This is a genomic window from Virgibacillus ihumii (assembly GCF_902726655.1).
In the GTDB taxonomy this organism is placed as follows: Bacteria; Bacillota; Bacilli; order Bacillales; family Amphibacillaceae; genus Lentibacillus; species Lentibacillus ihumii.
The window spans coordinates 2,848,036-2,861,887 of the sequence record NZ_CACVAN010000001.1; the positions used below are offsets into that span (position 1 = coordinate 2,848,036).

The 13,852-nt window shown below is 42.6% G+C and carries 17 protein-coding genes and 2 other annotated features; all 17 genes read left to right on the forward strand.

Annotated features, from left to right (window positions below):
• The first annotated feature begins 32 nt into the window (after window positions 1-32).
• The 17 genes from radA to HUX68_RS13905 all read left to right on the forward strand — a co-directional run bounded on the left by radA (window position 33) and on the right by HUX68_RS13905 (window position 13,691).
• On the forward strand, window positions 33-1,406 hold the full coding sequence (gene radA / locus HUX68_RS13825) for a DNA repair protein RadA (protein WP_174616465.1): 1,374 nt from the start codon (window positions 33-35) through the stop codon (window positions 1,404-1,406).
• A 186-nt stretch (window positions 1,407-1,592) separates the two neighbouring features.
• The gene (locus HUX68_RS13830; RefSeq protein ID WP_174615373.1) at window positions 1,593-2,699 is read left to right on the forward strand and encodes a PIN/TRAM domain-containing protein; all 1,107 of its coding nucleotides are present in this window, start codon (window positions 1,593-1,595) and stop codon (window positions 2,697-2,699) included.
• A 120-nt stretch (window positions 2,700-2,819) separates the two neighbouring features.
• Complete coding sequence (gltX, locus tag HUX68_RS13835) at window positions 2,820-4,289, forward strand: glutamate--tRNA ligase (RefSeq protein ID WP_174615374.1); 1,470 nt, start codon at window positions 2,820-2,822, stop codon at window positions 4,287-4,289.
• 43 nt (window positions 4,290-4,332) lie between these two features.
• Window positions 4,333-4,532: a binding site (T-box leader), on the forward strand.
• 121 nt (window positions 4,533-4,653) lie between these two features.
• On the forward strand, window positions 4,654-5,322 hold the full coding sequence (gene epsC / locus HUX68_RS13840; RefSeq protein WP_174615375.1) for a serine O-acetyltransferase: 669 nt from the start codon (window positions 4,654-4,656) through the stop codon (window positions 5,320-5,322).
• Window positions 5,303-6,715, forward strand: a complete 1,413-nt coding sequence (gene cysS / locus HUX68_RS13845; RefSeq protein ID WP_174615376.1) for a cysteine--tRNA ligase — start codon at window positions 5,303-5,305, stop codon at window positions 6,713-6,715. Before epsC ends, cysS begins: the two co-directional genes overlap by 20 nt.
• Window positions 6,705-7,103: a Mini-ribonuclease 3 gene (locus HUX68_RS13850; protein WP_174615377.1), complete on the forward strand. Its 399-nt coding sequence runs from the start codon at window positions 6,705-6,707 to the stop codon at window positions 7,101-7,103. The genes cysS and HUX68_RS13850 overlap by 11 nt, the downstream gene beginning before the upstream one ends.
• A gap of 1 nt (window position 7,104) precedes the next feature.
• Window positions 7,105-7,854, forward strand: a complete 750-nt coding sequence (gene rlmB / locus HUX68_RS13855; RefSeq protein ID WP_174615378.1) for a 23S rRNA (guanosine(2251)-2'-O)-methyltransferase RlmB — start codon at window positions 7,105-7,107, stop codon at window positions 7,852-7,854.
• Window positions 7,851-8,360 carry an NYN domain-containing protein gene (locus HUX68_RS13860; protein WP_174615379.1) on the forward strand — a complete coding sequence of 170 codons (510 nt, stop codon included), beginning with the start codon at window positions 7,851-7,853 and terminating at the stop codon, window positions 8,358-8,360. The genes rlmB and HUX68_RS13860 overlap by 4 nt, the downstream gene beginning before the upstream one ends.
• Window positions 8,361-8,469: 109 nt before the next feature.
• On the forward strand, window positions 8,470-9,108 hold the full coding sequence (gene sigH, locus HUX68_RS13865) for an RNA polymerase sporulation sigma factor SigH (RefSeq protein WP_425509542.1): 639 nt from the start codon (window positions 8,470-8,472) through the stop codon (window positions 9,106-9,108).
• Between the two features lie 69 nt (window positions 9,109-9,177).
• Window positions 9,178-9,327, forward strand: a complete 150-nt coding sequence (rpmG, locus tag HUX68_RS13870) for a 50S ribosomal protein L33 (protein ID WP_174615381.1) — start codon at window positions 9,178-9,180, stop codon at window positions 9,325-9,327.
• 32 nt (window positions 9,328-9,359) lie between these two features.
• On the forward strand, window positions 9,360-9,533 hold the full coding sequence (gene secE / locus HUX68_RS13875; RefSeq protein ID WP_174615382.1) for a preprotein translocase subunit SecE: 174 nt from the start codon (window positions 9,360-9,362) through the stop codon (window positions 9,531-9,533).
• Between the two features lie 213 nt (window positions 9,534-9,746).
• Window positions 9,747-10,280, forward strand: coding sequence for a transcription termination/antitermination protein NusG (gene nusG / locus HUX68_RS13880; protein WP_174615383.1), 534 nt, complete (start codon window positions 9,747-9,749; stop codon window positions 10,278-10,280).
• Window positions 10,281-10,527: 247 nt separating this feature from the next.
• A complete protein-coding gene (rplK, locus tag HUX68_RS13885) occupies window positions 10,528-10,953 on the forward strand; it encodes a 50S ribosomal protein L11 (protein WP_174615384.1) in 426 nt (141 codons plus the stop codon).
• A gap of 142 nt (window positions 10,954-11,095) precedes the next feature.
• A complete protein-coding gene (rplA, locus tag HUX68_RS13890; protein WP_174615385.1) occupies window positions 11,096-11,791 on the forward strand; it encodes a 50S ribosomal protein L1 in 696 nt (231 codons plus the stop codon).
• A gap of 47 nt (window positions 11,792-11,838) precedes the next feature.
• Window positions 11,839-11,997: a sequence feature (ribosomal protein L10 leader region), on the forward strand.
• Window positions 11,998-12,069: 72 nt separating this feature from the next.
• Window positions 12,070-12,576, forward strand: coding sequence for a 50S ribosomal protein L10 (rplJ, locus tag HUX68_RS13895; RefSeq protein WP_174615386.1), 507 nt, complete (start codon window positions 12,070-12,072; stop codon window positions 12,574-12,576).
• Window positions 12,577-12,634: 58 nt separating this feature from the next.
• Window positions 12,635-13,000, forward strand: coding sequence for a 50S ribosomal protein L7/L12 (gene rplL, locus HUX68_RS13900; RefSeq protein WP_174615387.1), 366 nt, complete (start codon window positions 12,635-12,637; stop codon window positions 12,998-13,000).
• Between the two features lie 88 nt (window positions 13,001-13,088).
• Window positions 13,089-13,691, forward strand: a complete 603-nt coding sequence (locus tag HUX68_RS13905) for a class I SAM-dependent methyltransferase (protein ID WP_174615388.1) — start codon at window positions 13,089-13,091, stop codon at window positions 13,689-13,691.
• Window positions 13,692-13,852 lie beyond the last annotated feature (161 nt).

The window sequence follows — 13,852 nt, forward strand, 5'->3', positions numbered from 1 at the left end:
TAATGATAGATACAGGGAAAGGTTGGATGGACTTGGCCAAACGGAAAACGAAATATGTGTGTCAGGACTGCGGATATGAATCCGCAAAATGGATGGGTAAATGTCCTGGGTGCGGGAACTGGAATACATTAGTTGAAGAAATGGAAGCATCCAGCATGCGAAGCGGACAAACACTTGGCGCTGACAATAGCGCAAAACAAAAGCCGGAAAGTATTACTGCGATTCAATCTGAGGAGGAGCCCCGGATTACGACTTCGATGAAGGAATTTAACCGTGTGCTTGGCGGTGGAATTGTTCCGGGTTCACTCGCGTTAATCGGGGGGGATCCGGGAATCGGCAAATCAACACTGCTTTTGCAGATTTCATCCCAGCTTGCTGAAAAACAATTGCCGGTATTGTATATATCAGGTGAGGAATCAACGCGCCAGACAAAGCTTCGTGCGGACCGGCTTGGAATTAAATCAGATTTGTTATATGTACTGGCAGAAACGAATATGTTGGATATAGCGAACCAGATTAATCAGATAAAGCCATCATTTGTGGTTATTGATTCAATTCAGACGATTTTTCGTGAAGAAGTAGCCAGTGCTCCCGGCAGTGTCTCGCAGGTTCGTGAATGTACCGCCGAATTAATGAAAATTGCTAAAGGGAACGGGATTCCTATTTTTATTGTCGGGCATGTTACGAAAGAAGGTGCTATTGCCGGACCGAGGCTGCTGGAACATATGGTGGATGCAGTTTTGTATTTTGAAGGGGAACGCCATCATGTTTACCGCATTTTGCGTGGGGTTAAGAACCGATTCGGCAGCACCCATGAAATGGGTATTTTTGAGATGAAGGAAGAAGGACTGCGGGAAGTCATGAATCCATCTGAAATTTTCCTGGAAGAACGGTCCCAGGGTGCAGCGGGCTCAACGGTCGTAGCCTCCATGGAAGGAACAAGGCCGGTTCTGGTGGAAATTCAGGCGTTAATTTCGCCGACCAGTTTCGGCAATCCAAGGAGAATGGCAACGGGAATTGATACAAATCGTGTTCCATTGCTAATGGCTGTACTGGAAAAGCGAGTCGGCCTGATGTTGCAGAATCAGGATGCCTATATTAAAGTTGCCGGTGGTGTGAAACTTGATGAACCGGCGATTGATTTGGCTGTTGCTGTAAGCATTGCTTCAAGTTTCCGTGATCAGCCGACAAAACCGGAAGATATTTTTGTCGGGGAAGTAGGGTTGACCGGTGAAGTAAGACGTGTTGCCAGAATTGAACAACGGGTTCAGGAGGCAGCCAAGCTTGGATTTAAACGGGTTATTTGCCCGAAAAAGAATCTTGGTGGATGGACAGTACCGGAATCAGTTCAGGTAATCGGCGTAAACTCTGTCCGGGAGGCTTTGGACGTTGGTCTTGAACGTTAAGCTGGTAAAATTATAATTTGACTTTTTATATTTTATATGTTAAGATTTTTTGTTTATTAGATTGACTGCGATTTTCCAATATGCTATTCTTTAGTTGATATTGTAATTTTTTTACACTTTCATACAGTCATTTTAGGAATTATTTTTATTGTAAAGGGCAATAATAATAGACAGGAGGTGATGGTGGTGCTGAAAAAAATAGTATATTTATTTTTTATCATTACCGGAGGAACCATTGGATATTTATATTTGCCGGAAATTGTTAAGTTGCTGGACTTTACGAATGCCGGCTGGGTGGCGTCGCCTTATTTTGGTACAGTCATAGGCGCAATTATCTTATTTCTACTCTCATACTGGCTTGCGGATTATATCGTAGGATTTTTAAGATGGATTGAGGATGCTCTTATTAAAGTGCCAGCGGGAGATTTATTTTTCGGAAGTATTGGGCTGATTGTCGGTCTTTTGATTGCCTATCTGGTCAATATCACCCTTCAGGACATTAACATTAAAATTGTTTCACAGCTTTTACCGCTATTTTTAACTATTTTACTAGGTTATTTCGGGTTTCAGGTCGGATTCAGACGCAGGGAAGAGTTTGTTAACCTGCTTAACATCAATCGGAAAGAGCGGGATAAGCGGAGAGGATCAGAGTCTGAAGCTGAACCTGTGCAGCAGGCACATCAGCCAAAAGCGAAGATCCTTGATACAAGTGTTATTATTGACGGAAGAATCGCGGACATCTGTCAGACTAACTTTTTGGAAGGTACAATCGTTATTCCGCAGTTTGTCCTTGGTGAACTGCAGCATATTGCAGATTCGTCAGATGTGCTAAAACGGAACCGCGGACGCCGCGGACTGGATATTTTGAATCGTATTCAAAAAGAATTGCCGGTGAAGGTTGAAATTTACGAAGGCGACTTTGAAGAAATCCATGAAGTGGACAGTAAATTGATTAAATTGGCAAAAGTGATTGACGGAATTGTGGTAACGAACGATTTTAATTTGAATAAGGTATGCGATCTTCAGGGTGTGAGCGTGCTGAATATTAATGACCTGGCCAATGCGGTTAAGCCGGTTGTCCTGCCTGGTGAGGAGCTGGTTGTACAGGTTATTAAAGATGGTAAGGAACAGAATCAGGGTGTTGCATACCTGGATGATGGCACGATGATTGTTGTGGAAGAAGGTCGCGAGTATATCGGGAAAACCATCGAAGTGCTGATTACCAGTGTACTGCAGACATCAGCAGGCCGGATGATTTTCGCAAAACCAAAATTACTTGAAAAAGCACTCTAAAAAAGGTATAACTTATAGAGGATGGAAAAGTGATAACATGATATGTTATCACTTTTACTGTATATGAAAATAAAATAAATACTTATGAGTATTAGGTTTCAAATAGAAAGGAGAACCTTTATGACTGATCAGGTTCGTGTTCGGTATGCGCCCAGCCCGACAGGAAATTTGCATATTGGGAATGCGCGGACGGCACTGTTTAATTATTTATATGCGAAACATTTTGATGGCAAATTTATTATCCGAATTGAGGATACCGATGCTAAACGCAATATAGCCGGTGGAGAGGAAAGCCAGCTTAAATATTTGAAATGGCTTGGAATTGAATGGGATGAAGGTGCTGATCTGGGTGGATCGTATGGACCCTACCGTCAGATGGAACGGCTGGACCTATACCAAACGTATGTTGATGAATTGCTGGAAAAGGGTCTTGCCTACAAGTGTTATATGACAGAAGACGAGCTGGAGAAAGAACGTGAGGAACAGCGTTCGAAAGGACAGGTTCCTAAATACTCCGGTGCACACAGGGATCTGACGGAAGAGCAGATTGCCCAGTTTGAAGCGGAAGGCCGTAAACCGAGTATCCGGATTCGCGTGCCTGAAAGTAAGTCATATACGTTTAATGATATTGTCCGCGGGAACATTACGTTTGAATCAAGTGATTTCGGAGACTGGGTCATTGTGAAAAAGAATGGTACACCGACTTATAATTTTGCGGTTGCCATTGATGATCATCTGATGGCAATCACCCATGTGCTTCGGGGTGAGGAGCATATTTCCAATACACCGAAACAAATGATGATTTATGATGCTTTCGGATGGGAAGCACCATACTTCGGCCATATGACACTCATTCTGAATGAAGAACGCAAAAAGTTAAGCAAGCGGGATGAGCATATCCTGCAGTTTATTGAACAGTACAGTGACCTGGGGTATTTACCTGAGGCGTTATTCAATTTCATTACACTGCTGGGCTGGTCACCGGTTGGCGAAGAGGAGATATTCAGCCAAGACAAGCTGATTGAAATCTTTGATCCGGAACGCCTGTCTACATCGGCAGCTATTTTTGATAAAAATAAATTAAAATGGATGAACAACGAATATATTAAAGCCGCTGCTATTGAACGCGTGATTGATCTGGCGATGCCGCATCTGATTAAAGCCGGCAAATTGCCTGAAGACATGGATGAAGAGACAAAAGAATGGGCTGAAAATGTGATTGCCCTGTATAAAGAACAGTTGCGTTACGGTGCGGAAATTGTGGAGTTGACCGAACTGTTCTTCCAGGAGTCCATCAGCTATGATGAGGACGCTATGAAAGTATTGAATGGGGAGCAGGTTCCGGAAGTGCTGCAAGTTTTTACTGACAAACTGATTCAATTGGATGATTTTAACAAGGATGCGATTAAAGCTGAAATAAAGGCAACGCAGAAGGAAACCGGTCATCGTGGGAAGAAGCTGTTCATGCCCATCCGTGTTGCAACAACCGGCCAAACTCACGGTCCGGAGCTGCCATTGGCAATCGAATTGCTTGGAAAAGAGGTCATTTTAAAACGGCTGGACATACTGTTGAAAAAGCTGGGGGCCTAAATAATTCACAACGGAAGTAAAGTGTAATATAGTAATAATACAATATGGAGCGTTGATAAGGAAAAGTAGAAAATATTTCGCTTACCCAGAGAGGATCACCGTGGCTGTGAGTGATTTTAAGCAATATTTTCGAAATGCACCTTTGAGCCCGTTACTGGCGGTACCCCTGCCGTTATCAGGGATCAAGTTGGGAGAAGTTTATCTTCTTCAAACAGAGTGGAACCGCGCAAAAGCGTCTCTGTGTAGTGCATACACAGGGGCGTTTTTTTTAAACAGATTAGAAAAATTGGCATTTGCCAAGCCTTTATAGCTAGTGTCATAACTGCTAAAAAGAAAAATGTTTATTTGAGAGGAGGATACTATCATGGGGTTTTTCAAAAGATTAAAAGAGGATATGGATGTGGTGTTTGAACAGGATCCGGCAGCACGGACTTATTTTGAGGTATGCCTTACTTATTCCGGATTACATGCTATCTGGGCTCATCGGATTGCTCATTTTTTCTTTAAACGACGGTTGTTTTTTATTGCCCGTGTCATTTCACAAATAAGCCGGTTTTTAACCGGGATTGAGATTCACCCAGGTGCTGTGATCGGGCGGAAGTTTTTTATCGACCATGGTATGGGAGTAGTCATCGGGGAAACGTGTGAAATTGGTGATAATGTAACTGTTTTTCAGGGAGTAACACTGGGTGGCACTGGCAAAGAAAAAGGGAAGCGTCATCCAACCATAAAGGATAATGCCTTAATCTCAACGGGAGCAAAAATACTTGGCTCAATAACCATTGGGGAAAGCTCAAAAGTGGGTGGCGGATCTGTTGTATTGAAGGATGTGCCGGATCACTCGACTATTGTTGGTGTCCCGGGGCGAGTCGTTAAACAGAATGGTGAGAAGATACGGAAAAACCTGGACCATCATAAATTACCGGACCCTGTTGCAGACCGGTGTGATCATCTGCAAGAGGAAATTGACCAATTGAAAAAAGAAATTGCCGAACTGAAGGAAGGGAAAAAACATGCCGATTACCATTTATAATACCTTAACGCGGCAGAAGGAAACGTTTCAGCCGCTGGAAGAAGGAAAAGTAAAAATGTATGTATGCGGTCCAACTGTATACAACTATATCCATATTGGGAATGCCCGGCCGGCGATTGTGTTTGACACCGTCAGAAGATACCTGGAGTACAAGGGCTATGATGTCGATTATGTATTAAACTTTACGGATGTCGATGACAAAATCATTAAGGCTGCAAATGAACTCGGTGAAGAGGTGCCGGATGTAGCCAATCGCTTTATTGATGCATATTTGGAGGATATCGGTGCTTTGGGCGTCAAAGATGCCACATATAATCCGCGTGTAACGGAAACAATGGATGATATTTTGTCATTCATTTCATCATTAATTGAAAAAGGGCATGCGTATGAGGTAGATGGAGACGTTTATTTTAAACCCCGCTCCTTTGATGGATACGGAAAGTTATCGCATCAATCAATCGATGAATTGCGTTCAGGTGCACGGATTCAGGTTGGGGAACAAAAGGAAGATCCACTTGACTTTGCGTTGTGGAAAAAGGCAAAGGAAAATGAAATCGCCTGGGATTCACCATGGGGGTATGGTCGTCCTGGCTGGCATATCGAATGCTCCGCCATGGCTAAGAAATACCTTGGGGAAACGATTGATATTCATGCCGGCGGACAGGATCTGACATTCCCGCACCACGAAAATGAAATAGCGCAATCAGAAGCCATGACGGAACAGCCGTTTGCTAATTACTGGATGCATAACGGGTATATTAATATCGACAATGAGAAAATGTCCAAATCACTCGGCAATTTTGTGCTGACACGGGAAATCATTCAGCAGCATGATCCAAAAGCAGTAAGGTTCTTTATGCTGAGCGTACATTACCACAACCCGATAAACTTCACCGAAGAACTGCTGGAGGGGGCGAAAAATAGTCTTGGGCGGATTGAAACGGCCTACTTTAATCTTGACCACCGTAAAAAATCCAGCATGAACATGGATAAAGATGCGGACAAATGGCTGGAGAAAATCAGCGGGTTGAAAGAACAATTTGAAAAAGCGATGGACGATGATTTCAATACGGCTAATGCGATTTCAGTTTTGTTTGATGTGACAAAAGAGGCCAATGTTTATCTGCAAGGAGAGCACACCTCCGAAGAAGTTATTGAGGCATTCCGTAATAGCATTGCTGAACAGCTTGATGTATTGGGGATTACTATAACAGAGGCCCAAGAGCTGCTTGATGATGAAATTGAAGGGTTGCTGCAGGAACGTGAGGAAGCGAGAAGGAATCGTGACTTCAGCCGGGCAGATGAAATAAGGGATCAGTTAAAAGATCAGGGTATTATTTTGGAAGATACACCACAAGGAACACGGTGGAAACGAGGCGGCAATGAATCTTGATGTAAGGCAAATGAAGAGTCTTGCCTTGGCTTATATGGGTGATGCAATCTATGAGGTTCATGTCCGGGAGCATTTATTGCGGTCCGGCAAAGTAAAGCCGAATCAGCTGCACCGTTCGGCGATTGCTTTTGTATCGGCCAAGGCACAGGCTTCTGTCATTTTGCACTGGCTGGAAAATAATTCGCTGTCAGATGAGGAAGAAAAAGTGGTGTCCAGAGGAAGAAATGCTAAATCGGGAACAATTCCAAAGAACACAGATGTACAGACATATCGCTACAGTACGGCATTTGAAGCATTGATCGGATACCATTATTTAATGGGTAATGAAACACGTTTGAAGGAACTTAGCGTATTGGCAATACAATTTGCAGAAGGGAGGAGAGAATAAAATGGATCAGGAACTTATTATCGGCAAAAACCCGGTCATCGAAGCACTGCAGTCAGGCAGACCGGTTAATAAAGTGATGGTATCCAAGCAACTAAACAATCAGGTTTTCAGCAGACTGCAGCAGCTAAGTAAAGAAGCGGGTACAATCGTACAGAAAGTCCCCAAAAATAAATTGGACCAGCTTGCAGACGGGAACCATCAGGGTGTGGCGGCATATGTTGCTTCTTATCAATATGCATCTTTGGATGATTTATACCAAAGAGCGGATGAGAGGGGAGAGGCAGCCTTCTTCATCATTTTGGACGAACTGGAAGACCCGCACAATCTGGGGTCCATTTTACGTACTGCCGATGCAACAGGTGCACACGGGGTTATTATCCCAAAAAGACGGTCAGTCGGCCTGACTGCAACTGTAGCAAAAACTGCTGCAGGAGCATTGGAGCATATACCTGTTGCCCGGGTTACCAATGTTGCCAGCACGATTAAGGAATTGAAAAAGCATAATATTTGGGTAGTTGGCACTGAGGCAGAAGGGTCAGAGGATTATCGTGTGCTGGACGGCAGCTTGCCGATTGCATTGGTTATCGGAAATGAAGGAAAGGGAATGAGCCGGCTTGTTAAAGAATCATGCGACTGGACGGTAAACCTTCCAATGAGTGGACATGTATCCTCTCTGAATGCTTCCGTGGCATGCAGTCTGTTGTTATATGAAGTATATCGAAAAAGATTTCCGGTTGGTAATGAATCATGAATAATATAGTCGTTGTGGATGGATATAATATTATTGGCGACTGGGAGGAACTGAAACGGCTGAAAGAAAAGGACATCGGACAGGCGCGTGACCGCTTAATCGAACTGCTTGCAGACTATCAGGCATACTCGGGGGCGAGAGTGATTGTCGTTTTTGATGCTTATTATGTGAAGGGGATCGAGAGCAAATGGGAATCCTACAAAATAGAAATCATTTTTACACGTGAGAACGAAACAGCTGACGAATGTATTGAAAAGCTTGTTAAAGACTTGAAGAATGTTCAGACTCAGGTTTATGTCGCCACCTCAGACTTTGCGGAACAACGGACAATATTCGGAAGCGGAGCACTGCGAAAATCAGCAAGAGAACTATTTATTGAGTTGAAAGATATTGAACGGGAGATAGAGATAAAAATAGATGAGCATAAGAAAGGCAGTCCGCATATTAAAATACCACTGGAAAAGGATGTGCTGGAAAAGTTTGAAAAATGGCGGCGGGGAAACTAAAAATTCCCCAACTTGACGGAAAACCCGTGTTGACGATAATGAAGCGCTTACTGTATAATACGTTTTAAATTGACAGCATAGCGGGAGGTCATTCTTGGTGAGTGTCAAGCTGATAGAGTCAAATAGTCAGAGTTTGCAAATGCTTGGTGATGATGAGGTTATTCAGTTGATTCATCAGGGAAACAGTCAAGCACTTGATTTTTTGATAACAAAGTATCTTAGTTTTGTACGTGCAAAATCCAGAACCTATTTTATCATTGGTGCTGATCAGGAAGACATCGTTCAGGAAGGGATGATCGGGCTTTATAAAGCAATTCGTGACTATGACGGGGACAAGCTTTCATCTTTCAGGGCTTTTGCTGAATTATGTGTCACCCGGCAGATTATTACCGCTATCAAAACCGCTACAAGACAAAAACACATTCCACTTAATTCATATGTATCACTGGACAAGCCAATTTTTGATGAAGAATCCGACCGGACATTGTTGGACGTGATTGCTGGATCGAAATCCATTGACCCGCAGGATTTACTCGTTAATCGCGAGAATATGGGTCATATGGAAGGGAAATTATCCGAATTATTAAGCGAATTGGAAAAGAAGGTACTGCATTTATACTTAGATGGCCGTACGTATCAGGAGATTTCTGTTGAATTAAAGCGTCATGAAAAATCCATTGATAACGCACTTCAGCGTGTCAAACGAAAGCTGGAACAATTAATCGAAGCAAACGAAGTCACCATTTGACAAGTCATTGACACAATATGCTAACCATGCTACATTTATATAAGTGAAAACCCTTAATGGGGTGATTGGATGAATAAGAAGGTTATTTTGGCTTGTTCTATTTGTTCAGGCAGAAATTATACAACACGTAAAAATACAGCTGCGCAGCCGGAACGATTGGAAGTTCGCAAATATTGCAGGACATGCGGAAAGCATACCGTGCATCGCGAAACAAAATAACTGTTTTTCGGGGAGAATTTGGGGGTACAGGTATGAATCTCATTAAGTTTTTTAAAAATGTATCAAGGGAAATGAAAAAAGTCAGCTGGCCCAAAAGCCGCGAACTGACAAGTTATACAATTACTGTTATTTCCACCGTTGCATTCGTAGCTATATTTTTTGCACTTATAGATCTTGGTATAACACAGATTCTGAATTTATTTTGAATAATAGCCCTGTAATTATGCTATAATGGAAAATAAATAGATTGTTCGTTAAAAACCCGGGTTAACGGGTTTTTTAATATTGCCTGAAAAAATTTTTTTCGAATAACGGCTATACTATCTGATTTGTGCTGAAAGCCACGTTCATTTTTGCGTTTGTGGCATTGTATAAATTGATCAAAAGGGAGGGAAGGACAACCTGTTTGTCCTGTCTAAATGGAAAAGAAGTGGTATGCAATTCATACGTATTCCGGGTACGAGAACAAAGTAAAAACGAATTTGGAAAAGCGTGTGGATACGATGGGGATGGAAGATAAAATCTTTCGCGTAATCGTCCCTGAAGAAGAAGAGACCGAAATTAAAAATGGAAAGAAAAAGGTCGTAAAAAAGAAATTCTTTCCTGGCTACGTACTGGCAGAAATGGTTATGACCGATGACTCATGGTATGTAGTGCGCAATACCCCGGGCGTTACCGGATTTGTTGGATCAAGCGGACATGGATCAAAACCGACCCCGCTTTTACCGGATGAAGCGGACGCAGTACTGAAACGAATGGGTGTTGCCAAACCGACTGCACAAATCGATTTTGAGCTGAAAGAAAATGTCCGGGTGACAGATGGACCATTTGCAAACTTTACCGGAACGATCGAACATATTGATGTTGACAAGCAGAAAATCAAGGTTCATGTTAACATGTTCGGCCGCGAAACCCCGGTTGAACTCGATTTTTCACAGATTGAGAAGTTGTAGTGAAAATATATTTGATGGTCCTGATTTAAACTGAGAAAATAGTTTTTTGAGGTAATCCAAGCGGTCTGACAGCAAGTAGGGAATGTTGTACAACAGACAATTTCACAACAAAACCTTGCATATTTTATCAATACATGCTAAAATTCTTTTGTTATTTATGTCTCCGAGATTTCGGAGGGAATGGCTAATAATGAGTGGGAGGGGTCACCCCTATTACCACATCACGGACTTTAAGGAGGTGTGTCTCGTGGCTAAAAAAGTAATTAAGTTAGTTAAATTGCAGATCCCGGCTGGCAAAGCAAATCCAGCACCGCCAGTAGGACCGGCATTGGGTCAAGCAGGTGTGAACATCATGGGATTCTGTAAGGAATTTAACGCACGTACGCAAGATCAAGCTGGTATGATTATTCCGGTTGAAATCACGGTATTTGAAGACCGTTCATTTACATTTATCACAAAAACTCCACCTGCTGCAGTGTTGCTTAAAAAGGCAGCTGGTATTGATACTGCTTCAGGTGAACCAAACCGTAATAAAGTAGCTTCTGTTAAGCGTGACAAAGTTCAGGAAATTGCGGAAACCAAAATGCCTGACTTAAATGCAGCTGATATGGATGCTGCAATGCGTATGGTTGAAGGAACTGCACGCAGCATGGGCATTACGATTGAAGACTAATACTGAAGGACTGAAGAAATGGCTGTGAATAGGAGCGGTGGCTCCTGCAGCCTTTTCACTGTTATAAAAGCATCAGGGTTAGCGGGTGCTTTTATACGTGGGAGGTCTTACCGCTAAAACCACAACCTGAGGAGGAAACAAAATGGCTAAAAAGAGTAAAAGGTATCAGGAAGTTTCAAAACTTGTTGATCGTTCGAAATCATATGAATTACAAGAAGCAGTTGCTTTATTGAAAGAAACTGCTAAAGCAAACTTTGATGAAACGGTTGAAGCTGCTTTCCGTCTGGGAGTTGACCCGAAGAAAGCAGATCAGCAAATCCGCGGAGCAATGGTTTTACCGCATGGAACTGGTAAAACGCAGCGGGTGCTTGTATTTGCAAAAGGCGACAAGGCGAGCGAAGCTGAAGCTGCCGGTGCAGACTATGTTGGTGAGCAGGACCTGATCAACAAAATCAACCAGGGATGGTTTGAATTTGATGTGATTGTTGCAACACCGGATATGATGGCTGAAGTTGGTAAGCTTGGCCGTGTGCTTGGACCAAAAGGTTTAATGCCTAACCCTAAAACAGGTACGGTAACATTCGAAGTGGAAAAAGCCGTTAAAGATATCAAAGCAGGTAAAGTGGAATACCGTGTAGATAAATCTGCAAATATCCATGTACCGATCGGCAAAATTTCATTTGATAATGAGAAGCTGGCAGAAAACTTTGATGCAATGGCTGAAACACTTATGAAAGTAAAACCACAAGCTTCCAAAGGTCTTTATATGAAGAATGCTTCTATTACGTCAACAATGGGACCGGGAATTAAAGTGGATGCATCAGGCTACCGCCGTTAATTTGCAGTTGACATCCAAGTGAGATTCAGGTATACTGATTTTCGTTATAAAGTAAATACGTTGTACCGCAGACAGCAGGTGCGAGAGATCGCTTAATATCCCGCCGAGGTGTTTTAATAAACGCGCATGAGTTCAATCGTTATGATTTTCTTGTGTGTCGTCTGAAAAAGCCCCCATGTCTGCATGGGGGCTTTTAATTTTGACATTGGAGCCTGGCTTTTAATGTCAGTCTCTCCGGTGTGTCCGGTATGATGAATGTGAATACAGGAGGTGGAAAAATGGCCAACAATAAAATCATTGAACAAAAACAACAGCAGGTACAGGCAATTGCCGACAAGTTCCGTGACAGCCAATCAACCGTACTGGTAGATTATCGCGGACTTGATGTTGCAGAAGTTACGGAACTGCGTCAACAACTGCGTGAAGCAGGAGTTGATTTCAAAGTTTACAAAAACTCAATGACACGCCGTGCGGTGGATTCTGTTGAATTGGGTGATCTTTCCGAAAACCTGGTAGGTCCAACTGCTATTGCTTTCAGTAATGACGATGTGGTTGCACCGGCCAAAATTTTGAAAGGTTTCTCTAAGGAACATGATGCACTTGAAATTAAAGGCGGCGTAATCGAAGGTGAAATTGCGAGCCTTGAACAGATTAATGAGCTTGGTGATCTGCCAAACTACGATGGCATGGTTTCAATGCTGCTTAGTGTATTGCAGGCTCCAGTTCGAAACTTTGCTTATGCAACAAAATCTGTTGCAGATCAAAAGGAAGAACAAGGCGCATAAGCAAACTGCTTAGCGTATCGGATATAAAAAACTAAAATGAAAATGGAGGAACAAAATCATGACAAAAGAACAAATCATTGATACGATTAAAGAAATGTCTGTATTGGAATTGAACGATCTTGTAAAAGCAATTGAAGAAGAATTCGGAGTAACTGCTGCAGCACCGGTTGCTGTTGCTGGCGGCGGTGGCGGCGGTGAAGCTGCTGAAGAACAAACTGAATTTGACGTTGTGCTTGAAAGCGCCGGAGATTCTAAAATTAAAGTTGTAAAAGCAGTTCGCGAAATCACAGGTCTTGGCCTGAAAGATGCTAAGGACGTTGTAGACAATGCTCCTAAAGCAGTTAAAGAAGGCGTTTCTAAAGAAGAAGCTGAAGAAATCAAAGGTCAGCTTGAAGAAGTGGGCGCATCTGTAGAACTTAAGTAACTGCAGTTTTATATAAAGAGCTCGTCGTTTACCGGCGGGCTCTATATGTGTTTTTACTCCAACGATATAAAATAAAGTAGGTGCTGGAATGTCAGAGCATTACTTTTCACAAAAACCTCAATCTAAAAGTTCACCAACGAAATGGCACTATTCACTGCGGGGCAGGGACTATATTTTTTTCAGCGACTACGGCGTTTTTTCAAAAAACGAAGTCGATTTTGGCTCCCGTCTGCTGATAGAACATTTTAAAGCCCCATCCATAACAGGCGACTTTCTGGATCTCGGATGCGGATATGGTTCAATAGGTATTCCGCTTGCTGATTGTTTCAGTGACAGGAGTGTCGTGCTTGCTGATGTTAACGAACGGGCTTTAACATTGTCTGAAAAAAATGCTGCAGTTAATCATGTTTCCAATATTGAAATTGTTCAAAGCGATCGGCTGGCGAATCTTGACAATCGTACGTTTGCAGCAATTGTAACAAATCCCCCGATAAGGGCTGGGAAGAGCGTCGTTCATTCCATGTTTGAGGAAAGCGGTGCTGCATTGCTGGAAGGTGGTCAATTATGGGTTGTCATCCAGAAGAAACAAGGTGCGCCGACAGCTAAAGCAAAACTGGAGTCCATATTTGGCAATGTGGAAGTTGTCGAAAGAAGTAAAGGTTATTTTCTGTTCGTGTCAGTAAAACAATAATGCTGCCGTCTGTTGCAAGAGAATTGAAATGGTGAGCAATTTCCCGTTAAGGTAGTACTTACCAACAAAACACTATAGGTTTGCAGACCTTTTATGTTAAAAAAGCATTACGGTTTGACCAAACAATACAGGTGTGTTAATATAGTAAAATGCTAACATGG

Excerpts from the sequence above, each read along its gene's own strand:
- rpmG (WP_174615381.1), top strand. The coding sequence starts at position 9,178 with ATGAATAAGAAGGTTATTTTGGCTTGTTCTATTTGTTCAGGCAGAAAT.
- rlmB (WP_174615378.1), top strand. The coding sequence starts at position 7,105 with ATGGATCAGGAACTTATTATCGGCAAAAACCCGGTCATCGAAGCACTG.
- secE (WP_174615382.1), top strand. The coding sequence starts at position 9,360 with ATGAATCTCATTAAGTTTTTTAAAAATGTATCAAGGGAAATGAAAAAA.
- rplL (WP_174615387.1), top strand. The coding sequence starts at position 12,635 with ATGACAAAAGAACAAATCATTGATACGATTAAAGAAATGTCTGTATTG.
- rplJ (WP_174615386.1), top strand. The coding sequence starts at position 12,070 with ATGGCCAACAATAAAATCATTGAACAAAAACAACAGCAGGTACAGGCA.
- HUX68_RS13860 (WP_174615379.1), top strand. The coding sequence starts at position 7,851 with ATGAATAATATAGTCGTTGTGGATGGATATAATATTATTGGCGACTGG.
- epsC (WP_174615375.1), top strand. The coding sequence starts at position 4,654 with ATGGGGTTTTTCAAAAGATTAAAAGAGGATATGGATGTGGTGTTTGAA.
- HUX68_RS13850 (WP_174615377.1), top strand. The coding sequence starts at position 6,705 with ATGAATCTTGATGTAAGGCAAATGAAGAGTCTTGCCTTGGCTTATATG.
- HUX68_RS13905 (WP_174615388.1), top strand. The coding sequence starts at position 13,089 with ATGTCAGAGCATTACTTTTCACAAAAACCTCAATCTAAAAGTTCACCA.
- gltX (WP_174615374.1), top strand. The coding sequence starts at position 2,820 with ATGACTGATCAGGTTCGTGTTCGGTATGCGCCCAGCCCGACAGGAAAT.
- cysS (WP_174615376.1), top strand. The coding sequence starts at position 5,303 with ATGCCGATTACCATTTATAATACCTTAACGCGGCAGAAGGAAACGTTT.
- rplA (WP_174615385.1), top strand. The coding sequence starts at position 11,096 with ATGGCTAAAAAGAGTAAAAGGTATCAGGAAGTTTCAAAACTTGTTGAT.
- nusG (WP_174615383.1), top strand. The coding sequence starts at position 9,747 with ATGGAAAAGAAGTGGTATGCAATTCATACGTATTCCGGGTACGAGAAC.